The 25501-nt window shown below is 50.0% G+C and carries 20 protein-coding genes and 1 riboswitch; of the genes, 8 read left to right on the plus strand and 12 right to left on the minus strand.

The window, feature by feature from the left end; all coding sequences use genetic code 11:
• Positions 1-81: 81 nt before the first annotated feature.
• The 6 genes from A8707_RS13835 to cobG all read right to left on the minus strand — a co-directional run bounded on the left by A8707_RS13835 (position 82) and on the right by cobG (position 6603).
• On the minus strand, positions 82-708 hold the full coding sequence (locus A8707_RS13835) for a hypothetical protein (protein WP_068817839.1): 627 nt from the start codon (positions 706-708) through the stop codon (positions 82-84).
• Between the two features lie 48 nt (positions 709-756).
• Complete coding sequence (locus A8707_RS13840; protein ID WP_068817840.1) at positions 757-2004, minus strand: AlbA family DNA-binding domain-containing protein; 1248 nt, start codon at positions 2002-2004, stop codon at positions 757-759.
• Positions 2005-2092: 88 nt separating this feature from the next.
• The gene (cobJ, locus tag A8707_RS13845) at positions 2093-3787 is read right to left on the minus strand and encodes a precorrin-3B C(17)-methyltransferase (protein WP_068817841.1); all 1695 of its coding nucleotides are present in this window, start codon (positions 3785-3787) and stop codon (positions 2093-2095) included.
• Positions 3788-3797: 10 nt separating this feature from the next.
• On the minus strand, positions 3798-4508 hold the full coding sequence (locus A8707_RS13850; RefSeq protein WP_068817842.1) for a precorrin-2 C(20)-methyltransferase: 711 nt from the start codon (positions 4506-4508) through the stop codon (positions 3798-3800).
• On the minus strand, positions 4505-5134 hold the full coding sequence (locus A8707_RS13855; RefSeq protein ID WP_068817843.1) for a precorrin-8X methylmutase: 630 nt from the start codon (positions 5132-5134) through the stop codon (positions 4505-4507). Before A8707_RS13855 ends, A8707_RS13850 begins: the two co-directional genes overlap by 4 nt.
• A 5-nt stretch (positions 5135-5139) precedes the next feature.
• Positions 5140-6603: a precorrin-3B synthase gene (cobG, locus tag A8707_RS13860; protein WP_156518571.1), complete on the minus strand. Its 1464-nt coding sequence runs from the start codon at positions 6601-6603 to the stop codon at positions 5140-5142.
• A 44-nt stretch (positions 6604-6647) separates the two neighbouring features.
• Positions 6648-6720, minus strand: a riboswitch (adenosylcobalamin-variant (AdoCbl-variant) riboswitch).
• 117 nt (positions 6721-6837) lie between these two features.
• Between cobG and A8707_RS13865 the strand changes: the two genes are divergently transcribed.
• Positions 6838-8046, plus strand: coding sequence for a bifunctional cobalt-precorrin-7 (C(5))-methyltransferase/cobalt-precorrin-6B (C(15))-methyltransferase (locus A8707_RS13865; RefSeq protein ID WP_068817844.1), 1209 nt, complete (start codon positions 6838-6840; stop codon positions 8044-8046).
• A 135-nt stretch (positions 8047-8181) separates the two neighbouring features.
• Here the strand turns inward: A8707_RS13865 and A8707_RS13870 are convergent, their stop codons facing one another.
• Both A8707_RS13870 and A8707_RS13875 read right to left on the minus strand, forming a co-directional pair.
• Positions 8182-12408, minus strand: a complete 4227-nt coding sequence (locus A8707_RS13870; protein WP_197484767.1) for an ATP-binding protein — start codon at positions 12406-12408, stop codon at positions 8182-8184.
• 201 nt (positions 12409-12609) lie between these two features.
• Positions 12610-13971 (minus strand): hemolysin family protein, encoded by a 1362-nt coding sequence (locus A8707_RS13875; RefSeq protein WP_068817845.1) that lies wholly within the window; start codon positions 13969-13971, stop codon positions 12610-12612.
• A 141-nt stretch (positions 13972-14112) separates the two neighbouring features.
• On the opposite strand from A8707_RS13875, the gene A8707_RS13880 reads away from it, so the two are divergent.
• From A8707_RS13880 to A8707_RS13905, 6 genes are all read left to right on the plus strand, one after another.
• Positions 14113-14937, plus strand: a complete 825-nt coding sequence (locus A8707_RS13880) for an alpha/beta hydrolase (protein ID WP_068817846.1) — start codon at positions 14113-14115, stop codon at positions 14935-14937.
• Positions 14938-15302: 365 nt separating this feature from the next.
• A complete protein-coding gene (mfd, locus tag A8707_RS13885) occupies positions 15303-18770 on the plus strand; it encodes a transcription-repair coupling factor (protein WP_068817847.1) in 3468 nt (1155 codons plus the stop codon).
• Between the two features lie 77 nt (positions 18771-18847).
• Positions 18848-19090 carry an AbrB/MazE/SpoVT family DNA-binding domain-containing protein gene (locus A8707_RS13890; RefSeq protein ID WP_068817848.1) on the plus strand — a complete coding sequence of 81 codons (243 nt, stop codon included), beginning with the start codon at positions 18848-18850 and terminating at the stop codon, positions 19088-19090.
• Positions 19077-19427: an endoribonuclease MazF gene (gene mazF / locus A8707_RS13895; RefSeq protein WP_068817849.1), complete on the plus strand. Its 351-nt coding sequence runs from the start codon at positions 19077-19079 to the stop codon at positions 19425-19427. The genes A8707_RS13890 and mazF overlap by 14 nt, the downstream gene beginning before the upstream one ends.
• Before the next feature lie 241 nt (positions 19428-19668).
• The gene (locus A8707_RS13900; RefSeq protein ID WP_068817850.1) at positions 19669-19941 is read left to right on the plus strand and encodes a hypothetical protein; all 273 of its coding nucleotides are present in this window, start codon (positions 19669-19671) and stop codon (positions 19939-19941) included.
• A gap of 108 nt (positions 19942-20049) precedes the next feature.
• The gene (locus A8707_RS13905) at positions 20050-20607 is read left to right on the plus strand and encodes a hypothetical protein (RefSeq protein WP_068817851.1); all 558 of its coding nucleotides are present in this window, start codon (positions 20050-20052) and stop codon (positions 20605-20607) included.
• Between the two features lie 168 nt (positions 20608-20775).
• On the opposite strand, the gene A8707_RS13910 is transcribed toward A8707_RS13905, so the two are convergent.
• The 4 genes from A8707_RS13910 to ffh form a co-directional block, all read right to left on the minus strand.
• Entirely contained in the window at positions 20776-21786 is a 1011-nt protein-coding gene (locus A8707_RS13910; protein WP_331711719.1) for a PhoH family protein, read from the minus strand.
• 127 nt (positions 21787-21913) lie between these two features.
• Positions 21914-22300, minus strand: coding sequence for a KH domain-containing protein (locus tag A8707_RS13915; RefSeq protein WP_068817853.1), 387 nt, complete (start codon positions 22298-22300; stop codon positions 21914-21916).
• A 4-nt stretch (positions 22301-22304) separates the two neighbouring features.
• On the minus strand, positions 22305-22556 hold the full coding sequence (gene rpsP, locus A8707_RS13920) for a 30S ribosomal protein S16 (RefSeq protein ID WP_068817854.1): 252 nt from the start codon (positions 22554-22556) through the stop codon (positions 22305-22307).
• A 101-nt stretch (positions 22557-22657) separates the two neighbouring features.
• Entirely contained in the window at positions 22658-24142 is a 1485-nt protein-coding gene (ffh, locus tag A8707_RS13925; protein ID WP_068817855.1) for a signal recognition particle protein, read from the minus strand.
• Between the two features lie 146 nt (positions 24143-24288).
• On the opposite strand from ffh, the gene A8707_RS13930 reads away from it, so the two are divergent.
• Positions 24289-25494, plus strand: coding sequence for a DUF2252 domain-containing protein (locus A8707_RS13930; RefSeq protein ID WP_068817856.1), 1206 nt, complete (start codon positions 24289-24291; stop codon positions 25492-25494).
• The last annotated feature ends 7 nt before the right edge of the window (positions 25495-25501 follow it).

Here is a 25501-nt window from a genome sequence, read left to right on the forward strand (position 1 = left end):
TCTAGCCGTTCCAGAAACGTCGCCTTGCCATATTCGGGGGTGGCTCCCATATAAATGGTGTGTTGTCGGTCTCCAAACGCGTCATACAGACTGATGGGCAGTGCCGACCATGGCTTCTCTCCATCCGGTGTCGCACAACAGCATACAGGTGCCATCTAAGCCAATGGCAACACTGGCAATTTCAGCGTCTAGTTGAGGGGGCACATAGTCCCAACTTTCTTCTTTCACCTCAATGATCGTGGCCACCGCTTCACTGAGACGCTGGATGTAGGACACGGCGACCGGGCGTTGATGATTCTCAGCCAAGTCTCGCTGCACGTCTCGGGCGGAACCATACGCCAGTTTCGAGGACACTTGTTTCGCAAACAGAGGCGTGGAGGTGATGATGATGCGAGACGCTCGCTCTAGCGGACAATCCGTTTTCCCGCCTCCAGAGCGCTGATAGACATGGCGTTCAATCACGACTTCTCCGTAGGGCGTTTGATACGCTTTGGGCTGCTTGCCTTTGGTTCGCATCACCTCTCCGGCAATCTCAATGGCTGAACCGTCGGTGTCCAGATACTCAAGAGCGGCTGTAGTGGCAATACGACCCGCCTCGTTGAGGCTTTCCTGAATCGCTTCTTCACTGGTCAGCAGCGAATGACTCAGGTCTATCGTCACTTCTATCCTGACTTGCGTCCCTTCTTGACTCAGCAATTGAGCGCTCATACTCACCACCTCTTGGTTGCCTCACTCAGTGATATCATGCTTGACCTACTAAATCAAGTAGAGGTCGCACCCCTCAGAGATAACAAATCGAGGAACGCTGTTGTAAGTAATTTCATAGACAAGAGCATAATTCTCTAAGATTCTCAGTTTGCTCCTCAGCCAAGTGTGACTCTCAAAATAATACTGAAGAATTGAATTATTGGGGTCTCCCTCGTAAACTGCGCTTTTGGAGATAAGAATACATTCTCGCGCAAATGGGTTTTCAAGCAGATCCTCTCTCATCTCTGCTAAAAGTTCAGGAATTAATTTTTCAACGTCTATGAATACGTTCTCTGACGGCTTAGATAAAACAAGACTAGGTTTAGCTACATTCTCGCGTGAAGTTGTAAGTTGTAACAGAGCCTTGTTAATCGATTTAAGTGATTCTACCATACTGGCAGGATCGTCGTTTCCGATAGAAATCGGCGGGACTGATCCAGTGACTTCAACTTTAGTTCTATAACTGTAAGAATTTCCAGCAAGATCGTAATACTTCACTTCAAGATATACATCTTCTCCAAAACGTTTCTTGGCTTGAAAGTAAGTTGTGACATCGAAAAAGAATGGATTATCTCGATCAATAATTGATATTCCAAGGGGGAAAAGGTTCTCGTGATGTTGAATCATCTGTGGTAAAGGCAAGACGTTGATTTTGATATCAACTGCTGGTGCATCAGTAAGTGCAAGAATTCCAAGTTGTATAGCTTCTTCCTTTCCTGGTTTTAGACGAAATAAATGTGTCAATCGTGGCTTTGAAAAGTGCCTTCTAGCCCAAATTGCATCGACAATAAAATGTTTAGCTTTTTCTGTATGAGCACCTGCTCGGACGTAGTAATGATAGTCTGGAGCCATGTGTGGTCCGAGGTAGCTTTCATGAACACCAACTAATAAAACTGCTGACCCTGGATGTATGGCACCTCTCCCCATTGAGTCGTAGATTAGTTTAATGTCATACCTAGGAACTGGTTCTACTTGCTTAACGACTTGATCAACCCAGTCACGTAGATCCTGCCTTCCAATTTTTAGAAGCACTCCGCCGTCTGCTTTTCCATTGCCATCAACGCCAGCAACAAAATATCCACCTCCAGAATTTGCAAAGCCTGAAACTGCACAGCTTAGTTTCTTTTTGAGACTGTCATGCGGAGTGCTACTTGATTTGAACTCAAAATCACCATCTTCTGCACTTGGAAGCTGTGTTATGTCGAAAGTTTCTAGATTTATCTTTAGCATGAGTTTAGTAAAGGTATCAACGATCATGAAGTAACATTGAGATGGCGTGGCACAGAATATCAAAAGATGAGCTTCGAGCTACCGCCTCTACTGATTATCTAAGCAGCCTAACTAACTATTCATAGCGTCGTGGTGTGTAAACCCAAACGCCTCCGTGGGGGCGAGAAATCAATCGAGTCTGACTAGAACCCACTAACACCACCGTTCGCATATCTACGTCTTCGGGCGAGAATTGCTCAAGCGTACAGACGCGCACCGACTGCCCTGGTCTGCCCAAATTTCGCGCCAGCACGATCGGAGTGTTGGGCGATCGCCACTGCAATAAAATCTCCCGCGCTTTTCCCAGTTGCCAGGTGCGCTGCTTGGATATCGGATTGTAGAATGCCATCACCAAATCGGCTTGGGCGGCGGCAGCAATGCGTTGCTCAATCACTGACCAGGGTTTGAGAATATCCGAGAGAGACAGCGCACAAAAATCGTGTCCCAACGGTGCCCCAATCTGAGCGGCGGCGGCTTGCATTGCCGAGATGCCCGGAGCCACTTGGATGTCTAGCCGGAGCCATTCGGGTTTAGCATCGTGCTCTAGCACTTCAAACACAGCCGCCGCCATTGCAAAAATGCCGGGATCGCCCGATGAAACGACCGCGACCGATTTTCCGGTGGCGGCGAGATCTAAGGCAAATCGTGCCCGATCGAGTTCTTCGCGATTGTCGGAATCGTGGCGCTGTTGCCCTTCGCGCAGAGAACCCGCTAAGTCGAGATAGAATTTGTAGCCGACCCAATCTGTCGCCGATCGCAGCACGTCTTTGACTTCGGGAGACATCCATTTTTCTCCGCCAGGTCCGGTGCCAACGATCGTTAACTGTCCGCGAGGTTTCCCGATCGTCTCTACATCAATGGGCTGAGATGAGAGAGCGATCGCGCAACTCAGTTCCGATGTTTGCTGAGAAGCGAGCAGTTGACCCGATTCTCCTGCCGCAGCGAGTGCAATGTCTTCAGCGTTGAACAAATCGAGAAATCGGATCGGCACCTGCAATGCTTGAGAAAGAGATGAAAGTGCGGGATGTCCCATCTCATTCACTGACGCAAAAATTCCTGCTACGGACGCGATCGCGAGATCTGATTCCTCAAGAATTTTCTGAACAACTTCAACCACTGATTCAGACAAATGGCTGACGGCGATCGCCAACGTTGCAGGATGATAAACCAAGCGATCGGGCGCTGGGCATCCGTTACGCTCGGTAATTTGTAGAGTTAGAGGCGCGTCGTGGGCGATCGGAAGTTTGCTTTCACTCAGCCAAGGTGCAGCCCCTTCAAGCCGAACTGTTGAACCTGCCAGCAAATCTGAGATAAACGTTTTTGCATCGTCTGGATTTGCTAACTGATAGCCCGATGGCGGATTGAGCAGCGTCGTCCGAAATCGGATATCGCCTGTTGTTGTAATCGCAGGCTGAACGTCTAGAACGGCTGCGATTTGCCGCGCTAAGTCGTTGACACCGTGCAATCCGCCCAAAAGCGGCACCACAGCGCTACCATCTTCAGCAACGGCTAAGACGGGCGGCTCATAGCGCTTATCGGAGAGGAGAGGCGCGATCGTGCGAATCAAAATTCCCGCCGCACACAGTCCGATGATTGGCGTTCCGTCGGCAAACAATTCTCGCAAGGTTGCCCCAAAATCAGTAAACGAGACATCAACCTCGATCGTGCGACCCGCCAATCCATACAGCGTCGCGTTGGGCAATGCTTGCATCAACCGTCGAGCCACCGCCACGCTCGTCTGCCCCAACACAATCACAGCAGGATTCTTCATGTGCGCTCGTTTAATTAACTGACGTTTGTAGGCTGGGAACCACAATCAACGCCCAATAAGGAACCTCAGCCGCGTCAACCTCCGCGATCGGAACAATACGCTGATTGGGCATTGTCGCTCGTTCAATGTAGAGCGATCGAGACAGCAATCCCAACTCAGATAACACCTCTCGAACTTTACTAAAATGCCTGCCCAATTTAATAATTACCGCCGCATCTGCAACGGCAAGACGATCGCGCAAGACATCAGCATCGAGAGTAGCTGGCATAATAGACAACACATCATTGCGATAAGTGAGCGGCACACCCAACGCAGACGCACTCGCCATCGTCGAAGAGATTCCTGGCACAACCTCAGTATGAAACTTTTTAGATAAGCGATTGAACAGATACATAAACGAGCCATACAAAAAGGGTTCGCCCTCACACAGCACGGCAACATCGCGTCCGGCGCTGAGATGCTCTGCCAAATTTTCGGCGGCGATATCGTAGTAGGGCTGAGACGATCGCACCGGACTAAACGGCAACGGCATCGGCACTTCGATTTGCTCAGAACGCAAAAAATCTGCCACGATCGCTCGTGCCAACACTTTGCCATTCTCCATGGTCGGATAGGCAATCACAGGCACAGATCGTAGAATGCGATAGGCTTTTAGCGTCAACAGTTCTGGGTCGCCTGGTCCGATTCCTAACCCATATAACCGACCCATTTCGTGTGTCATAATTCGTCCTCTTTTGCTAACGCATTAATTGCCGCAGATGCCATCGCACTGCCGCCTCGTCGCCCCTGCAACGCAATAAACGGCACTCCTCGACTGTTGGCGGCTAGCGCTGCTTTTGACTCTGCCGCGCCAATAAACCCCACCGGAAATCCTAAAATTAGCGCGGGTTTTGGTACGCCTTCATCCAACAGTTCTAACAGTCGAAATAGAGCCGTTGGCGCATTGCCGATCGCCACGATCGCGCCCTCTAAATGGTCGCGCCACAGTTCAAGTGCGGCTGCCGATCGCGTAGTTGCCATCCGTTCTGCTAACTTAGGCGTGTCGGGATGTTGAAGGGTGCAAATGACGGCATTCTCGGCGGGGAGACGTTTACGAGTCACGCCTTCTGCCACCATCCGCGCATCACAGAGGATTGGGGCACCTGCAATTAAGGCATTCCGTCCGGCAGTGGCGGCTCCAGGTGAGGCAGATAAATCGGACACAATATCGGTCATGCCACAGCTATGAATCAGGCGCACGGCAACCCGTTCTAAATCGGATGGCAAGATTGACAAATTTGCCTCCGATCGGATTGTGGCAAACGATCGACGATAGATTTCCGTTCCGTCTTGGATGTAGTCAATCATGATCGTCAACCTGTGATCGAGTGCGATACTAAACGCTGATTATTTTTTGAATCGAACCATTGTTTTAGTTGATCAATCGGGTGTCGATCCACAAATATCTTAAACGATTCATCTAGCATTCGCTGCTGTTGATAGATTTGTAATATCTGCTCGATTAAAGACAGGACTTCTGAAGTATTCACCGATCGGATTCTCCGACCAAACGATGATTCTCTGCTGCCCACATAAACGTCGTAGCCCTCGATCGTCGCATTCCCCTCTTTCATCGCAATCCCAACCAGCGCAATATCACTAGGAGTCTGTTGGGCACAAGACTTTTCGCACCCACTGAAATGAATATTCAACGGCTGATCTAAATGAGCAGTTAATCCTACCAACATCAACGCCTGAGTTTGAGTGTCCGTCAGCCCTGACGCGCATCCGGTTTGACCCGAACAAGCGACTAATGCACTATCAAAGCGAATCGATGAGATGTGAAGTCCTAAATTAGCGATCGCCCCTTCCAAATTATCTAAACGATCGTCAGAAACATCGGGAATCAAAATCGTTTGCCACGGAGTCAGACACAATTTGCCACTTGCAGAATGCGTTAACTTAGCTAACTCTCTCAGTTGCCAAGATTCTAGACGACCTAACGGCAACGCGATTCCGACATACGACAAACCTGGTTGATTTTGCGAATGAATGCCGAGGTGGTGATAAGACGGAGACGACAACGGTAGAAAAGAAGTTTCTCGCTGTAATGAAAATCCTAACAACTGTTCCACTCGTTCTAAGCAATGTTCAACACCCCAACGCGATAAGAGATCGCGAAATCGAGGTTTACGACCTTTGCCAGAATAATAGTCTTGAGTATAGTCAAGATATATTTGAGTTAACGCCATGACAAACTCTAAACACTGATGTTCTGGAATGAAAACACCAACATCTCCAGAACGGTGTCCGTCTACATTCAAACACACTCGAAAACCAATTTCTGAAGACGGCGATCGGTGAGCGACTAGCGCGATATCATTGCGGCGATCGCGCACCGAAACCAATTCTCCGCCATCAAAGCAAACGCTAAATTTAGCTGATAGAGCCGCCCACTCAGAATGACTTTGCAAATAATCATCAAATGCTTTCACCCACGGACGAGTATCGATTAACATCTGCAAATCAATGCCAGCCGTCGGACTCGCCATAATATTGCGAATCGGGTCAAGACTAGTGATGTTTGCCGCTAATCCTAATGTTTGCAACCGACGAAAAACATCAGGCGCGATCGGAGTCTGAATCTCTCGAATCTGCACGTTTGCTCGATTCGTCACTTGCACATAGCCTGCCCCAGACTGATCTGCGAGATCGGCGATCGCGTTACACTGTCGATCGGTGAGAATTCCGCCCGGAATCCGCATTCGAGCCAGCATTCCATCTTGGGCAGACGAACCAAAAAATAAACCCGGACAAGTCGGTAACTCAGACAGCAATCGATCAGTCTCCTCCCTGTGCGACGCAGGGAATCAAAGGTTATTCTAGACTCGGCATTCTGACTTTCACAGTTGCGGCACAGCGTCGGAATCACACCGAACTTTCCCAAGCCTAGATCTATGAACGTTACCACACGCGACTCACCAGATTTCCTGAATCCTCGATTTTCTTAATAGAAATCAGCCGCCCAAAACCCTGTACGATCGTCCAACTATGACGAGACGACCTTAAAAATGCAGACGTGGCTCTCAGTGATTGGCATCGGTGAAGACGGACTCGCGGGATTAAGCCCGATCGCTCGTTCTCTGCTCGATCGGGCTGATGTGGTGGTTGGGGGCGATCGTCACCTTGCCATGCTGCCCAATAACGATCCGCGAGAACGGCTTTCTTGGGCTTCTCCGCTAGACGCAACCATTGACGAAATTCTGCGTCGTCGAGGACAGACCGTGTGTGTCTTGGCGAGTGGCGATCCGATGTGTCACGGCGTTGGCGTAACGCTGACTCGTCGCATTCCCCTTGCAGAAATGACGATTGTTCCTGCGCCATCTGCGTTTAGTCTTGCCTGTGCCCGATTGGGTTGGTCGCTGGCAGAGGTTGAAACGTTTAGCCTCACCAATCGTCCGGTTTCCACGATCGCCACTGCCCTCTCTTCCGATGCCCGTTTATTAATTCTCAGTGCGAATAAAGATACCCCTGCCCATGTTGCAACCCTGCTAACTCAACGCGGATATGGTCACAGCAAAATAATCCTCCTAGAACATATGGGAGGCAGTCAAGAACGCCAAATCGAGGGCATTGCTAACACCTGGAACCTTCAGGATGTGTCCGATTTAAACACGTTAGCGATCGTATGCAGCGCCGATCCAGGAACAGTTCCGCTGTCTCGCACGGTGGGTTTACCCGATGATGCTTATCACCACGATGGACAACTGACTAAACGTGAAGTCCGATCTGTCACCCTATCCACACTCGCGCCGTTGCCCGGAGAGTTGCTGTGGGATGTCGGCGCTGGCTGTGGCTCGATCTCGATCGAGTGGTTGCGAAGTCATCCTCGCTGTCGGGCGATCGCCATTGAGCGGCATCCAACTCGCCTACAAACGATCGCAGACAATGCATCGGCTCTGGGCGTTCCCCACCTTAAAATCGTCGCTGGAGATGCTCCCGAAGCCCTGCAAGACTTGCCTCAACCGGATGCTATTTTTATCGGCGGAGGTGCCACTGCCGATCGGCTGCTCGATGTTTGTTGGAATGCGCTGCGTCCGGGAGGTCGGCTGGTGGTAAATGCGGTGACGATCGAGAGTGAACAGATCGTTTTGCACTATCACCGTTTATATGGCGGTGATTTAATTCGGATCGGCATTCAACGAGCAGACGCGATCGGAACGTTCTTAGGCTGGAAACCTCTGATCCCAGTGACTCAATGGAAGGCGATTAAACCTTGATGACCGACCCTCACCCCCAACCCCTCTCCCCAGGGAGAAGGGAGCCAGAACTCCTGTCCCCTCTCCTTTTGGGAGAGGGCTAGGGTGAGGGCGAATTCCGCAAGCTATGTCCGAATTCAGCAACGCCGATGACGATTACTTTAAAGGGGGAACTGCGTTGGAGCGCTGCACCAACTGAGCCACAGTTTTCACCAGTTCTTCTGGATCGACGGGTTTAGCAAGATGTTTTTGAAACCCAGCCGCGATCGCTTGCTGCTGGTCATATTCTCCCACGTAGGCAGTCAACGCAATAGCTGGCGTTTCGCGACCTTGTGACGTGACCCGCATCTGCCGCATCAAGCTATAGCCATCCATATCGGGCATTCCAATATCACTGATGATCAGATGTAGAACAGACTGTTCGATCGTTTGAAGTGCCTCAACGCCCGATGAAACCGCTGTGACGATCGCGGCTGCTTGCTCTAGCGCAAAGGCAACAAACTCGCGTGAGTCGGTGTCATCATCCACAACGAGAATATGAATGCCGTCTAAATCCAGCGTGAGTTCCGCTCCTGGTTCTGAAGTCACGCCTTCAATAGATCGAGACGCGATCGGAATCTGAACCGTAAACGTGGCTCCTTGTCCGTCGCCGTCGCTCTCTACTGCAACGTGCCCGCCGTGCATTTCGACGATTTGACGAGCGATCGCTAGCCCTAACCCCAACCCGCCAAACTTGCGAGTGGTGGCTCCATCTTCTTGACGGAAATGCTCAAACACATAGGGCAAAAACTGGGGGTTGATGCCTTTGCCTGTGTCTCTGACTTGGATTTGGGCGTTTGTTCCAACTTGAGATAACTCAACCGTAATTTGTCCGCCAGCAGGGGTAAACTTGACCGCATTCGACAAGAGATTCCACACGACTTGCTGCAAGCGTCCGGCATCGCCACCCACTAACCCAACAGACGGTGAGATTAGGGTTTGAGTCGAGAGAGACTTGGCTTCTGCGGCTAATCGAACAGTTTCGAGAGCGGCGGTGATGACATCGCTCAAATCTACGGGTGCGACTGTCAAAGACAGCTTGCCGCTCAAAATTCGGGAGATGTCGAGCAAGTCATCAATGAGTTGGACTTGCAGTTTGGCGTTGCGCTCGATCGTCGCGATCGCGTCGGTTGTTTTTTCTGCATCCAGTCTTCCGGTTTGCAAGAGTTTTGACCAGCCCAAAATCGGGTTCATTGGGGTGCGTAGCTCGTGCGATAACACGGCTAGAAACTCGTCTTTGATGCGGTTAGCACTCTCGGCAGCTTCTCGTGCGGCTTGTTCTTGCTGCAAGAGTTGTTCTCGTTCGGCTTCATTGCGCTTGCGATCGCTGATGTCCTTGAACAGAATGGCGACTTTTCGGCTCTCTGGCTGCCCGATGCGATACGCATAAACATCAAACCAACGGTTCATCACTTCAGGGCGATCCTCAAAGCGAATCGGTTCGCCCGTCAGAGCAACGTTGCCGTAAATCTCATACCAGTGATTTTCAAGACCTGGAGTTAGCTGACTCGCCGTTTTGCCGACTGCTTGTTCGAGTCCCGATTGTTTCTCAAACGCTGGATTGATTTCTAAAAAGCGGTAATCAATAGGCGTGTTGGTTTCATCAAACAGCACCTCAATAATGCAAAAGCCATGATCGATCGACTCAAACAACGTTCGATAGCGGTCTTCAGATTGCTGTAAGGTTTCCTCGGCTTGTTTACGATCGGTCACTTCAACCGCAAAAACCGTCAGTCCATCCGGTGAAGGGTAAACTCGATACTCAAACCAGCGGTTCCAGGGCAGATAAACATACTCGAACTGGATGGGCGTTTGTTCACGCATTGCCCGATGGAATTGAACATAGACATCGGTGTCAACAGCAGCAGGAAACAAGCTCCAGTTGTTATAGCCGAGCAGTTCTTCTCGCGGTTTTCCAGCCATTTCGCATAAGCGATCGTTGACGTAGGTGTAACACCAGTTGCGATCGAAGACATAAAACCCATCATTAATGCTCGACAAGATGGTTTCAATGGTTTGCTTGGCGGCTTCTGCTTCCAGCCTGAGTGCCTGCTCTCGCTGCCCTGCTTCTCGCCGCAGTTGACTCAGCTTCAAACTTGCCTCGACTCGTGCTAGTAGTTCACGAGCAGAAAATGGCTTGGTCAAGTAGTCGTCGGCTCCTGCTTCGAGTCCTTCGACCCGCGCTTCTTCACCAGCCCGAGCAGATAGCAGCACGATCGGCAGATCTTGAGTGGCTGGATCATCTCGCAGTTGTTGCAATAGCCCGAACCCATCCAGTTTTGGCATCATCACATCGGTGAGCACCAGATCAGGCTTTTGTCGTCGAATTGCAGTCAAGGCAGCCAGTCCATCTGCCACCGTTTCAACGTCATAATGCTGACTCAATAGGCGCTTTATATAGTCGCGCACATCGGCGTTGTCGTCGGCTAAAAGAATACGAGCAGGAGACGTTTGAGTCAACGGCAACTCAGAACCCAAGCCTGAAAACTCAGAACTATCTTCTGGTATCCAACGCAAGGCTTCCTCAACAAAAGGTGCAGCCCTTAAAGCAGTAGACTGCTTTTGTTCTGTTTGGATGAGATCGAGGGGCAAATGAGCTTGACCGATCGGAATTGTCACCGTAAAGGTTGTGCCTTGCTCTAGCACACTAGAGACGCTGACGGAGCCACCCTGTAGTTTGACGAGTTCTTGCACGAGTGCAAGCCCAATGCCAGAGCCTTCATAGGTGCGCGAGCGGCTTCCACTGACGCGATGAAATCGTTCAAACAATCGAGGTAACTCAGTTTCGGGAATGCCTACGCCTGTATCTGCAACGCTGAATTCAACCGCATCCTCAACAGCAATTAATCGAACCGTAATCTGTCCTACAAACGTAAACTTAAACGCATTTGAAATCAGATTGAGAACGATTTTTTCCCACATCTCGCGATCGACATACACCAATTCTGGCAGCGCTGGACACTCGATCGAGAATGTCATTCCTGCTCGTTCGATCAGAGAGCGAAACACACTCGCTAACTCTACGGTGAACGCTGCGAGATTAGTCGGTTCATACACGGCTTGAATGCGTCCGGCTTCGATTCGAGAAAAGTCTAGCAATGTGTTGACTAATTTTTGCAAACGCAAGCCGCTACGCTGGATTAGCTGAAGTTGTTCACGCTCATCGGGCTGTAATCGTCCATCAAGGGTGGTTGCAAATTCCTCTAACGGACTCAACATTAAGGTTAACGGAGTGCGAAATTCATGACTAACATTACTAAAAAACGCGGTTTTAGCTCGATCGGGGTCTGCCAACTTCTCGGCGCGTTTGCGTTCAGCTTCATAGGCGTCGGCATTGGCGATCGCGGTTCCCACATTGCTAGCCACTAAGTCAAAAAAGCCCCGATATTCGTCATCAAACGCGAGTCGAGGGCTAATTCCCAACACCAATAATCCTGCTAGTTGCTGCTGTTGCCCCGCCTGGGCAAGCGGCAAAACGATCGCCGATCGTGAGGGTTCATCCCATGCTCCTCCAGGGAGTGCGCCAAACCGAGCCATTAAATCATCGACAATTTCAGGGTCTCCAGTTCTCCTGACCTGCGCGAGTTTCCAGCTATCCTGTTCTTGAGTCAAATCAACCTGCTCAAGACTGACAGGTGTTCCAGCCTCTACTCTGACTGTTCCGGCTAGCCGAGCTTGTTTCCCATCTTGCTCAACTAAATACAGCAAGGCAAAGGAAATGTCGTGAGAATTGTTTGCAAGCGTGGCACTGGCAATCCGACACGTTTCCTCGACTGACTTGGCTTCTACACTACTAGACGCGAGTTCCCGCAGGGTACTGAGCCGCCGCTCACCGATCACTCGTCGCGTGGTTTCAGTCACCGCCGTAAACGCCCCTCCGACCTCTCCGGTTTCTAAAAAAATTGGGCTATAGGAGTAGGTAAAATAGGCTTCCTCGGTGTAGCCATAACGATCGACGAGCAGCAGCATATCATCAGACCAGGTTGCCTGTGCCGTTTCTAGCACGCCATTAAGCTGCACCCCAATGATGTCCCAAATTTCTGACCAAACCTCTTGTCCCGGTTGTCCCAAAGCATTTGGATGCTTAGTTCCCAAAATAGGTCGCCAAGCATCGTTGTAGAGCAACACCAAGTCTTTGCCCCACCAAATCGCCATCGGAAAGCGGGAGTTTAAGCAGATACTTACGGCTGTTTTTAGGCTTGATGCCCAACCGGAAACGGAACCAAGCGGCGTTTGTGACCAATCAGCGTTGCCTTCACACGCGAAGCGCGCCCGCATCGATTCTCCCATTTCACCGCCGCCTGTAAAGAGGCGTTCTACGTCTGCTGGCTGATTTTCAGTCACGATCTCCACTTGTCCTCAAAAAGATGTTGAATTTATTTGAGTTAGGGTGTCCCCCTGCGTTTTTATTGGTTGGCATCTCGTCGCACAAATTTACGAAAAACTCTTTTATTTTCATTCGATTGTACTGTTGATTACGGGCGATCGGCGCTCTTCACAGCCGTGTCCAGTCTCACAACTCAATCGTCAAAGTGTTGAGCTAATCTAGGATCGGTCTCGTCGATCGGGTTCATAGGTTCCTCTTGTTCCCAATCCTCGATTCTCGGTTTGATCCAGCATCACCAGCACCTTATCCACGCGATTGCCGTCCATATCCATGACTTCAAAGCGCAGAGTGCTCCATGCAAAATGGTCGGCTGGTGCAGGAATGCGACCCAGATGCATAACCACAAAACCGCCAAGGGTTTGATAGCTGCCTCGCTGCTCTCCCGGCAGTTCTCTGTCTTCTAAATTGAGAATCTCTTTGAACTGGTAAATCGGCAACATCCCATCCAACAGCCACGAGCCATCTTCTCGCTGCACGGCTTGCGGTTCTTGCAGTTCTTCGACCGAGGGAATGTCACCGACGATCGCTTGCAGAACGTCTGTCAGCGTCACCAATCCTTGAATCACGCCATACTCATCGACGACGAAGGCAATCTGAGTTCCCGATTGTTTAAATAGCTCTAATACCTTCAGCGCACGAGTGCTTTCGGGCACAAACACAGGTGAATTGAGCGAAGTGGTGAAATCGATCGGCTGACCCGACAGCGTTTTAACCAACAGATCATAAACCTGCACGACTCCCAGCAGGTTATCCAATCCGCCGTGACAAACTGGGAAGCGAGAGTGAGAACTCTCCATCATTGTGCGGTGATTTTCGTCGAGCGAGTCTTCTAGGTCGAGCCAGACAATTTCTAAGCGAGGAGTCATCAGAGAACTAACGCGGCGATCGCCCAGCCGAAACACCCGTTTCATGATGTCTTCTTCTGCCTGCTCAAACATCCCCGCTTCGGTGCCCTGCTCGATCATGACGCGAATCTCTTCTTCCGTCACCGTCGGCTCACCTGATGGACGAATGCCCAAAACTCTCAGCACGAGATCAGTTGAAACCCCCAGCAAGAAGACGATCGGAGACGCAACTCTCGCCAGCAAACTCATCGGAATCGCCACCATGATCGACACCCGTTCGGGATAGTTGAGCGCTAATCGCTTGGGCACGAGTTCGCCAATAATCAGCGTTAGATAAGCCAGAAGAATCACCGAGATCCCAAACGAAAGCGGCTGAGTGTAGGGTCGCAAAAACGGGATCGATTCTAGAATCGGCTCGACTCTGCGCGAGATAGCAGCCTCACCAAAAGCACCAGAGATAATCGCAATCAGCGTAATGGCAACTTGCCCGATCGCCAAGAAGTTATTTGGCTCACTTGCCAGATCGAACGCTGCTTTGGCTTTTGCATCTCCCTGATTTGCCATTTGTTGGAGACGCACTTTTCGGGCAGAGACGATCGCCATTTCTGACATCACAAACAGTCCGTTGGCGATCGTTAAGAGCAAGATAATCAGAAGTTCGACGGTGGGAGGCATTCCTGGCGCTGCTCGTTGATCTGGCAGGGATGGGGCTGACTGTTTTAGTGTATCTGAGTTTTACCCTTCGCCTCGACTCTTCTAATCGCTGTGCTAACTTGCTAAAATCTTTGAGAATCGATTGAGGCTTGAGAATCATTCATGCGTCAATTACCGCTAAGAAAATTGCTCATTGGGGAGCTGAGTTGGAAAAAGCTGGTGCGATCGCTACTATTCATCTACACTTTTTTCGCGCTTTATGTCTTTTTTCGAGCAGACAGCATGATTTTTCTGCCTCAGCCTGCTAGCTATGAGAACGCTAGAGATCTCCTTAAACTGCCTGTCACTCCTACTGAGCAAATTTCAGCACTCTACTTGCCCAATCCTCAAGCTAAATACACCTTGCTCTACATTCACGGGAATGCGGAAGATTTAGGAGATATTCGTCCTTTGCTCGATCGCTTGCATGGCTGGGGATTTAGCGTCTTTGCCTATGACTATCGAGGTTATGGAACCAGCGATGGTAACCCAAGTGAACGCAATGCCTATCAAGATGCAGATGCTGCGTATGCTTACCTGACCCAACAACTCAAAATACCTCCTGAGCAAATTATTGTATATGGTCGATCGGTGGGCGGCGGATCCGCCGTTGACCTGGCAACTCGGCATCCTGTGAGCGGGTTAATTTTGGAGAGTACGTTTACCTCTGCCTTTCGAGTTGTGGTGCCTTTTCCCATTCTTCCTTTCGACAAGTTTTCTAACCTTGACAAATTGCGAAAGGTGCATTGCCCTGTTCTCGTGATGCACGGTCAAGCAGATCAAACAATCCCGATTCAACACGGTCAGAGACTTTATGAAGCGGCACGAGAGCCTAAGATGTCTCTTTGGGTGGCAGAGGCGGGACACAACGACCTCGATCGGGTTGCAGGTGAGCGCTATCAAAGAACATTAGTCGCCTTTCAACGACTTGTAGAAACCCATAAATGATGTGAGAAAACCACTTCAAAATCGTCATGAAGTGGCACATAATAACAAGTCGAAAGGGTGGGGCTGAGAGAATGGCTTAAAAGTAGTCGTTGATGGCATGACCCGCCCGTGATTGAAAATCACGGTCTAACGGTGCGAAGTCCACTAAAGGGACTGAAAGCCTAATATCGTCTGATTCAACCCGTTTCAACGGGTTTCGCACCGTTAGCCCCGACTTTCAGTCCGGGGCGGAACGCACTCGTAGCGAAGAGACTTTCCATACTTTTAAAACATCCTCTGAGTTGACGATCGCTACATTCACTCATCTCAACCGATCGCTCGATAAAATGTAAAGATAACTAAACTGCAATACCCTCGCTTAACCAATGGCGTTTTCTTCGATTACTCGTGCGCTCGGACGATTGCCCCTTACGGCTGAACTGCTTAACAAACTGGGTCAACATCAGTTTTTGCGACTGAGTGGGTTGGCGCGGTTGCCCAAGGGCTTAGTCTCGTCTACGCTGGCACAAGCTCAAACTCGTCCGTTGCTGGTCGTCACAGCGACGCTAGAAGAAGCAGGACGCTGGAGCGCTCAACTCGAAGCAATGGGCTGGCAAACCGTCCATTTTTATCCCACGTCTGAAACGTCGCCCTACGAGTCGTTTGACCCCGAAGCCGAGATGAATTGGGGACAGCTACAGGTTTTGGCAGACTTGGTGAAGACAAACGACGAAAAACAGAAGCCGTCATCGCTGGCGATCGTGGCGACCGAGCGCGCCCTGCAAACTCACCTTCCGCCCGTCGAAGCGTTTTCGCCCTACTGTTTATCGCTCGATCGTGGCAAAGAGTTGAATCTCAACACACTCAGCAACGAACTGGCACGATTAGGCTATGAGCGCGTCAACCTGGTCGAGACAGAGGGACAGTGGAGCCGACGCGGAGACATTATTGATGTGTTTCCCGTTGCGGCTGAGTTGCCTGTGCGATTGGAATTGTTTGGTGATGACCTAGATCAGATTCGAGAGTTTGATCCGTCTACGCAGCGATCGCTCGATCGTATCGATCGTCTAGTGCTGACTCCCACGAGTTTCAGTCCAATTATTCAAGCGAATCTCACGATTGAGCAAGTCGAGTCTTATCTGTCTCCCGAAGATCGAGAGCGATTTGAACAGGGACACGCGATCGAAGGAATGCGCCGCTTTTTAGGACTCGCCTTCTCGAAACCTGCGTCTCTATTGGATTATTTGCCGGACAATACTTTGATTGCTCTCGACGAGCCAGAAATGTGTGAGGCACATGGCGATCGCTGGTTCGATCAGGTCGAAGAACATTGGCAAGAAAGTCCTCATCCGTTCCCTAAGACTCATCGTCCGTTTGCGGCATCTCTGGCTGAAGTCGAGTGCTTCGATCGGCTCTTTCTCAGCGAACTGGCAGAAGAAAAGAATGGGCTAAATCTTGCCAGTCGTCCCGTTCCTGCGGTGCCGCATCAGTTTGGACGACTCGCCGAAACGCTGCGAGGAGAACGCGATCGCGGGTTCTCCGTCTGGCTCGTCTCAGCCCAGCCGTCTCGATCGGTTTCTCTATTACAAGAACATGATTGCCCCGCGCAGTTTGTGCCCAACCCGCGAGATTTTTTGGCGATCGACAAACTGCAAACTCAGCACGTTCCCGTTGCGGTCAAATATTCGGGGTTAGCCGAGTTAGAAGGCTTTATTCTGCCGACGTTTAGAATGGTGTTGGTCACCGATCGAGAGTTTTTTGGGCAACACAGTTTAACGACTCCGAGCTATGTTCGCAAACGTCGCCGCGCCGCGTCTAAGCAAGTTGATCCCAACAAATTGCAGCCCGGTGATTATGTCGTCCACAAAAATCATGGAGTCGGTCAATTCATCAAGCTCGAAAGTTTGACGCTCAACGACGAAACTCGCGAATATTTAGTGCTGAAATATGCCGATGGCTTGCTGCGAGTCGCGGCAGATCAACTCAGTGCACTGTCTCGATTTCGAGGCGTGGGCGAAGCGGTGCCCCAACTCAACAAAATGTCGAGCAAAGCCTGGGAGAAAACCAAGAGCAAAGTTCGGAAAGCGATTAAAAAAGTTGCGGTAGATTTGCTGCATCTCTATGCCCAACGATCGCAGCAGTCCGGTTTTTCTTACCCAACTGATATGCCCTGGCAGCAAGAGATGGAAGAGTCGTTTCCCTATCAGCCAACGCCCGATCAGCTCAAAGCCACGCAGGATGTCAAGCTAGATATGGAGAGCGATCGCCCAATGGATCGGTTGGTCTGCGGCGATGTCGGCTTTGGCAAAACGGAAGTAGCGATTCGCGCAATCTTCAAAGCCGTCACCGCCGGAAAGCAGGTTGCACTGCTGGCTCCGACGACAATTTTGACCCAACAGCACTATCACACTCTTAAAGAACGATTTGCGCCGTATCCGATTCAAGTCGGGTTGCTGAATCGATTCCGCACGGCTGACGAACGCAAAGATATTCAGCGTCGGTTGACCACCGGAGAATTGGATATCGTCGTCGGCACTCACCAGCTTTTAGGCAAAGGCATTCAGTTCCAGGATTTGGGGCTGCTGGTTGTGGATGAAGAACAGCGCTTTGGGGTGAACCAAAAAGAGAAAATTAAATCGCTCAAGACTCAAGTTGACGTTCTCACCCTCAGCGCCACTCCGATTCCGCGAACGTTGTACATGGCGTTATCTGGCGTGCGCGAAATGAGTTTAATTACGACTCCGCCGCCGTCTCGTCGTCCGATTAAGACTCACATGTCGCCTTACGATCCTGAAATGGTGCGATCGGCGATTCGGCAAGAACTCGATCGGGGTGGACAAATCTTCTACGTCGTCCCCAGAGTTGAAGGTATTGAAGAAATCTCGGCTCAACTGAGCGAGATGATTCCCGGTGCCAGAATTGCCGTAGCTCACGGGCAAATGCCAGAATCAGAACTCGAATCCACGATGCTGACTTTTGGCGAAGCCGAAGCCGATATTCTGGTTTGCACCACGATTATCGAGTCGGGCTTAGACATTCCCAGAGTCAACACCATTTTGATTGAAGACGCGCAAAAGTTCGGGTTGTCTCAGCTTTATCAGTTGCGGGGGCGAGTCGGGCGAGCAGGCATTCAGGCTCACGCGTGGCTGTTTTACCCCAAAAAACACGAGCTATCAGACGCAGCCCGTCAACGGCTCCGCGCCCTGCAAGAGTTTACCCAACTGGGTTCTGGCTATCAGTTAGCCGTGCGAGATATGGAAATTCGCGGCGTAGGCAACTTACTTGGAGCCGAACAATCGGGACAAATGGACGCGATCGGATTTGATCTCTACATGGAGATGCTCGAAGATGCGATTAAAGAAATTCGCGGTCAAGAAATCCCCAAAGTGGACGACACCCAGATCGATCTCAGTCTCACCGCCTTTATTCCAGCCGATTACATTCCCGATTTAGACCAAAAAATGGATGCCTATCGCATGGTCGCCACGGCTTCGTCTAAACCAGAGTTGACCCAAATCGCGGTGGACTGGAGCGATCGCTATGGCTCGATTCCGATCGCGGCTCTGCAACTTCTGCGCGTCATGGAACTCAAACAAGTTGCCAAAAAAATCGGCTTTTCTCGCATCAAGCCCGAAGGCAAACAGCACGTCATTCTCGAAACCCCAATGGAGGAGCCAGCCTGGAATCTCCTCAAAGAAAATCTGCCCAATCATCTGCAAACCCGCTTTGTCTACACCCCCGGCAAAGTTACCGTGCGCGGCTTGGGGCTTCTCAGTGCTGACCAACAGCTCTCAAATCTGATCGATTGGCTGAGCCGAATGCAAGGCGCACTGCTCGAACCTGCTCTAGTGTGAACTGACCTCAGATCAGAGCCGTCTCACCACTTTTGTATCTATAATGTTTATACATTCTTTCGCAAGTGGTCAAGCTAATGAAACCTCAGGTTGTGGCAAAATGGGGCAATAGTTTGGGTATTCGCATTCCGATGCAGATTGCCAAACAGATTAACTTGCAAGAAGGAACGGGCATTACCTTTACAGTGGTAGATGGCGGTCTGATCATCAAGCCTGAGAAAAAGAAATATGTACTAGATGATTTACTGGCAGGAGTGAGTCTAGACAACGTGCATTCAGAAGTAGATATGGGACAACCCATCGGCAATGAAATCTGGTAGTCGAAGGGCATATGTGCCCGATCGAGGCGATATCGTGAAACTGAGTTTTGACCCTCAAGAGGGACACGAGCAAGCAGGATATCGCCCCGCAATCATTCTTTCCCCCGCCCAATACAACAACCTGTCATCGCTAGCACTGATGTGTCCCATCACTAATCAATCAAAAGGGTATCCGTTTGAAGTGCAACTCATGGGCGAGATGACTACATCAGGCGTGATATTGAGCGACCAGGTGAAGAGTTTTGATTGGCGGGCGCGACGAGTAAAGTTTGTCGAGAAGGCACCCGATGAACTCATTGACGAAGTTCTTGCCAAGTTGGAAGCCCTGCTGAGTTGAGTATGCTCGATCGTCGTTTCATCTTGAATAATCGCATCAAAAATTAAGTGCAGAAGTCAAGGCACAGTCAATGTTAAGCCGATTTCTCAGAACCAGATAAATCTAAAAGTAGGCAAAGAGTTTCTCCTGATTCACCTAACTTATTGTGATATTCGGAAACTTTCTCTCCAAAAATAAGTTACCTTGCTGTTTAATTATTGGTTAATATGTGAACAATCCTTCTTTAAATTTTGGTTAGTCAATGAATGAGCTTGACGCAAAACTGCATCGTACTTGGACACAACTCCTAATTGATAATGATTATAGAGAGATTGCTGCAATCGCTGTGGAAACCGAAGTTCATATCTTATATGATAACTATGATCCTGAATTTATCGCATTTGACATTCCAACTTCTGCTTATGTGTACATCAAGAACGATGAGCAAATTAAGAAGGTTATAGAACGTGCAATGCGAACTGTAAGTCAGAGACGTATTTATCAATACTCCGGACAAAATTTGAGCAGATTTTAAGGCTCAAACCCTTATTCTGCCGTGGACAAGATCTTTTTTTCCAAGTCAGAGGCAGAGCTAACTCTGAAAAAATAGCTCGATCCTTGAACCATAAACTCTGAAAGCCTTGTGGAACCGTTCAAAAAAATGTCCGGAGTATTGATTTATGACAATCACGGTAATTTTGCAGATGATTTGCCTTTTGTCTATCGAGTCCGGCTCATAGAAGTAGAGCAAGGTTGGCAAAACGTCGTCAAGAAACTAATTACTAATGCTCAAGATCCCAATCAGGCATTAATTAGTGAAAAAGCAGCATCTAAAAGTGGGAAGCAGATCTACGTTTATAATGAGATGAAGTTCGCTTCTCGTTCTGAAATAAGAATTGCTCAGGAGTTAGAGACACGGAAATTTCTATTCTTCCCCCTTCCTCTGGGAGTTCGAGCAGATACAGGAAACTTTTATAATGACCATCGCGAAGTGGATTTTCTTATCTGTCAAGATAGTGTGTGGGGAATTTTAGAAGTTTCATATCATCCCGATCGATATGAAAAAGACTCTGAAAAGGACTCTTGGTTTAAGAGATCTGGCATCCTATGTATTCAACATTATTCTGCTGAACGCTGTTATGACTTTTCCAAAGAAGTAATTGACGAGTTTCTAATAATTTTGGCAAAACATAGGAGGTAGATATGCGCCCGAACGATAACAGCGCGACGCACTGGAATGCAGACGACAGCTTTTACACTTCGTCCTAGTTGATTTGAGTCCGGTAGTCTTCACGGTTACTGCATCAGATCCAAGTGCCAAAGTTTTGTTTTATATGAGTTTGCATTGCATTCCGCCCCTTTAAGTAGACTACTGCTCAAACTCTTCGTAAGCTTCTACAATGCGCTGCACTAGCTGATGCCTCACTACGTCAGCTTTTGAGAGATTGCAGAATGCGACCCCATCCACCGATCGTAAGATGCGCTCTGCCATCATCAGCCCAGACGTTTGGTGATGAGGCAAATCGGTCTGCGTCAAGTCGCCCGTCACCACCATTTTAGAGCGAAAGCCAATGCGAGTCAGCAGCATTTTCATCTGGGCGGGAGTCGTGTTTTGCGCCTCATCTACGATCACAAACGCATTGTTGAGAGTGCGACCGCGCATATAAGCGATCGGAGCCACTTCAATAATGCCTCGCTCCATTAGACTGGCAATTTTTTCTGGCTCGACAAACTCATACAGCGCATCATAAAGCGGACGCAGGTAGGGATTGACCTTTTGCTGCAAATCTCCAGGCAAGAAGCCTAACTTCTCGCCTGCCTCCACCGCCGGACGGGTCAGCACCAATCGCTCATATTGGTTTGACAGCAGCGCTTGCACGGCTAGAACGGCTGCCAGATAGGTTTTTCCAGTCCCAGCAGGACCGATGCCAAAGGTCAGATCATGGGTGCGAACGGCTTGAATATATTGCCGCTGTCGAAAGGTTTTGGCGCGAATCACATCGCCGCGTCTCGTTCGCGCCAAGACATCTTGCTGAAGCTCTTGCAGGGTGCCTTCTTGGTGGTCGTCTAAAGCTTGACGCGCTGTGAGAATATCTACACTATTAATCGGCTTACCCTGGCTCCAATAATCTTTGAGTGCCGCAACGAGTTTTCGTCCTAGATTAACTTGCTGCTTGGTTCCAGAGATCAGTAGCTCCTGCCCTCGCATCACTAGCGTTGCTCCAGTTTGCTTGGAAAGGGTTTTCAGGTTGTTTTCCTGAGTTCCGGCTAGGGCGATCGCGCTTTCAACGCTCGGCAATTCAACAGTTAAGGTTTCTACCATGCAGACCAGGTTGGGGTGTAGAGTCGTGACGCTGAAGTTTGATGAAGGCTGATTCAAACTTCAATATCTAAACGCTAAAGACACCTGAATCTAAGTCTTTGCAGACTGATCAGATGTCTCTTCAGCATCTATTTATTATCTTAGCGAGAGTCATAAGACACTGGCTTAAAACCGTAAAGTTTAGTCACTCACTCAGTCGAGGTTTAGGCTTAGGCACCACCCTTGGCACACCTGACGGACGCGGCGGCGCTTCTGATCGACGAGGCGAAAATGACTCATCCGAGCCGTGATCAGACCCTTCTTTTTGAGTGCCAAAAACATCTAATAGGGCAGTGTGTCCGGCTGCTTTTGCCACGCCCTCAAGGACATCGCGGATGGCTTGAATGTTTCGCCCACCGCGACCAAATACTCGCCCTTTGTCAGTGCCTTCAAAGGCTAGGCGCACCCAGACTCGCGATCGAGACGATATCTCGCAGTCAACTTTAAGCGAGTCTGGGGTTTCTAAAAATGGCTTAACTAAAAAGCGCACCAAACCTGCATAGTCTGGAACGGCGATTGCGGGTTCTGTCATGGAATCAGGCACGAGCTTTTGGTTCTAAAACGCTGGCTTTGGTGAGAATGTTGCGAACGGTTTCGGTCGGCTGTGCGCCTTTTTGTAGCCAAGCCTCGATCGCGGGCACATCCAATCGCGTTTCATCGGTGCGGGGGTTGTAAAACCCGACTTCAGCGATCGGTCTACCATCGCGACGATCGCGACTGTTAATGGCGACGATGCGGTAGCTGACTTCGCGCTTTTTACCGTATCGCTTTAATCGCAGTTTGATCATGCTAGAAAACTGAACTCCTGTTGAATTGCAAAATATTTAGATTGCGGACTACTCATCGTATCACAGCCGGGGAATCAGTAGGCTGTCAGCTTCAACCTTTATTACAGCGTTCCAAATCCCTTCTTTTTCTTGTCTTTTTTCTTCTTTTTGTTGGGGCTGCCGCCACCGCCGCGCCATCCGGGAGGCGGAGGTGTGTTGCCGCCCATTCCAGGCATTCCACCCATTCCGGGCATTCCGCCACCCATTCCAGGCATTCCCATTCCAGGCATTCCGCCCATTCCAGGGAAGTTGCCTTGCCCCATCTGCTGCATCATCGTTCGCATTCGCTGGAAGTTTGTCACCAGTTCGCTGACTTCTCTCTCACCGTAGCCAGAGCCTTTGGCAACCCGACGGCGACGACTTGGAGAACTCGACAAAATATCGGGATCTTTGCGCTCTTGCACCGTCATGGAGCCGATCATCGCCTCCGCTTTTTTGAGTTGGGTTTCGCCTTGCTCAAGCTGTTCGCTGCTCAACTTGCCCATGCCGGGAATCAGCTTCATGATGCCGCCCAGCGAACCCATGTTTTTGAGCAACCGAGTCTGCTTGAGAAAGTCGGTAAAGTCGAATTTTGCAGAGAGAATTTTCTCCTGCATCTTCTCGGCTTCTGCCAGATCAACTTCTTCGCGGGCTTTTTCAACCAGCGTCAACACGTCGCCCATGCCCAAAATTCGGGATGCCATGCGATCGGGGTAGAACGGCTGCAGCGCATCAACTTTTTCGCCCACACCGATGAATTTGATCGGCTGTCCTGACACTCGGCGCACTGACAGCGCGGCACCCCCGCGAGTGTCTCCGTCTAGTTTGGTAAGAATGGCTCCGGTGATGCCAATCTGCTCGTGAAAGGTGCGGGTCAGGTTGGCGGCTTCTTGCCCCGTCATGGCATCCACGACGAGCAGGGTTTCGTGGGGCTGAATGGTTTGCTTGATCCGGGCAAGTTCACCCATCATGTCTTGGTCGATTTGCAGCCGACCTGCTGTGTCGATAATCACGACATCCACGCCATCGGCTTTCGCTTTCTCGACTCCTTGCCGCGCAATCTCAACCGGATCGGCGCTCGTTCCCAGTTCAAAAACGGGGATGTTGATCTGTTTGCCGAGGGCAACAAGTTGGTCGATCGCCGCAGGTCGATAAACGTCGGTTGCAACCAGCAGCGTGGTGCGTTCTTCTTTGCGGAGGTGGAGCGCGAGTTTGGCGCTGGCGGTGGTTTTACCTGTGCCTTGCAGACCTGCCATCAGGACGATCGTCGGTTTTGATGGCGCTTCAGCCAATGGGACGTTTGCCTCCCCCATCACCTGCACTAGCTCGTTATAGACAATTTCAATAAACTGCTGATCAGGGCGCACCCCTTGCACGACTTCTGCGCCGAGTGCCTTTTGCTCAACCTCAGCCACAAAGTCTTTGACGATTTGCAGGTTGACATCGGCTTCGAGCAACGCCCGACGAACTTCCCGCAGCGCGTCTTTAACGTTGGATTCAGAGATTTTGTCCTGACCGCGTAATTTAGTCCAGGCTTGTTCTAAGCGATCAGCGAGAGCGTCAAACATAGGTCAAATAAGTGCCACACGATCGGCGTTTCATCAAAATAAGGTAGGCGAATGTTTTGTGATCCGCCATCTACCAGATTAGCGCGTTCACCTACATTTATTGGTAGGTTAAATTTCAGAATCCATTCAACTGGTCAGTTTTACCGATGTCAGCTAGAAATATCGTTGCCCAAATTCAGCAGTTTAATCAAGACCGCGACCCGAATCTGTTGAAGCTCAAATATCAGGCGATGGCAAGCAGCGCCTTTGGCTTTTTGAGAGGGACGTGTCACCTGTTCTATCAGGATATTCCCGCAGAGGCGGCGATCGACAAAATGCCCCCGGTTTGGGTGTGTGGCGATTTGCATTTACAGAACTTTGGCAGCTATAAAGGGGACGATCGGCTCGTCTATTTCGATATCAATGACTTTGATGAATCGGTGTTGGCGCCCTGTAGCTGGGATACGGCTCGCTTTCTCACGAGTGTCTTGGTTGCCGCTCACACCCTCAAAATCAGCGAAGAAGAAGCACAAGAACTTTGCAAGTGTTTTCTAGACTCCTACACCGCAGCGTTGCAAATGGGCAAAGCTCGTGATATTCATCCACAGACGGCAACTGGGTTGGTCAGAGAGTTATTAGAGAGTTTGGCAAAGCGCGATCGCAAAGTCTTTCTAACCGAACGAACCGATTTAAAAGACAAGCAGCGCAAGCTTAAGATCATTCCGGGAAAGACGTTTGCAGTGACTCCAGGAGAACGCGAAACGATCACGACTTTGATCAACCAATGGGCGACGAGTCAGTCGAATCCGAGGTTCTTTAAAGTATTGGACGTAGCACATCGGATCGCGGGAACGGGAAGTTTAGGACTCGATCGCTACATTCTCTTAGTCGAAGGCGACGGCTCACCACAGCGCAATTATCTACTTGATTTGAAAGCTGCCCGATCGTCTTCTCTCTATCCTCATTTGCAAGTGCATCAACCCAAATGGACGAGTGAGGCAGACCGTATTTCCGCCATTCAGCATCGGTTTCAAGAATCGCCTCCTGCGTTGCTTAAGCCTTTAGAGCTAGACCGCAAATCTTATGTGCTGCGAGAACTTCAGCCCACCGCAGATCGAGTCAATCTCGCCGCCTGGAATGGCAAAATCAAACGCCTCAAAAAAGTCATCCAGACGATGGCAGAGGTGACGGCTTGGGGGCAATTGCGAAGTGGAGGACGACAGGGATCAGCGATCGCGGATGATCTCATCGCTTTTGCTGAAGATGCCGCTGATTGGCATCCTCTGTTATTGGATTACGCCCGATCGTATGCTGTGCAAGTTGAAACTGATTTCACTCTGTTTCGAGATGCCTTGAAAGACGATTGCCTATGAGCAACCT

The organism is Phormidesmis priestleyi BC1401, from assembly GCF_001650195.1.
In the GTDB taxonomy this organism is placed as follows: Bacteria; Cyanobacteriota; Cyanobacteriia; order Leptolyngbyales; family Leptolyngbyaceae; genus Phormidesmis_A; species Phormidesmis_A priestleyi_B.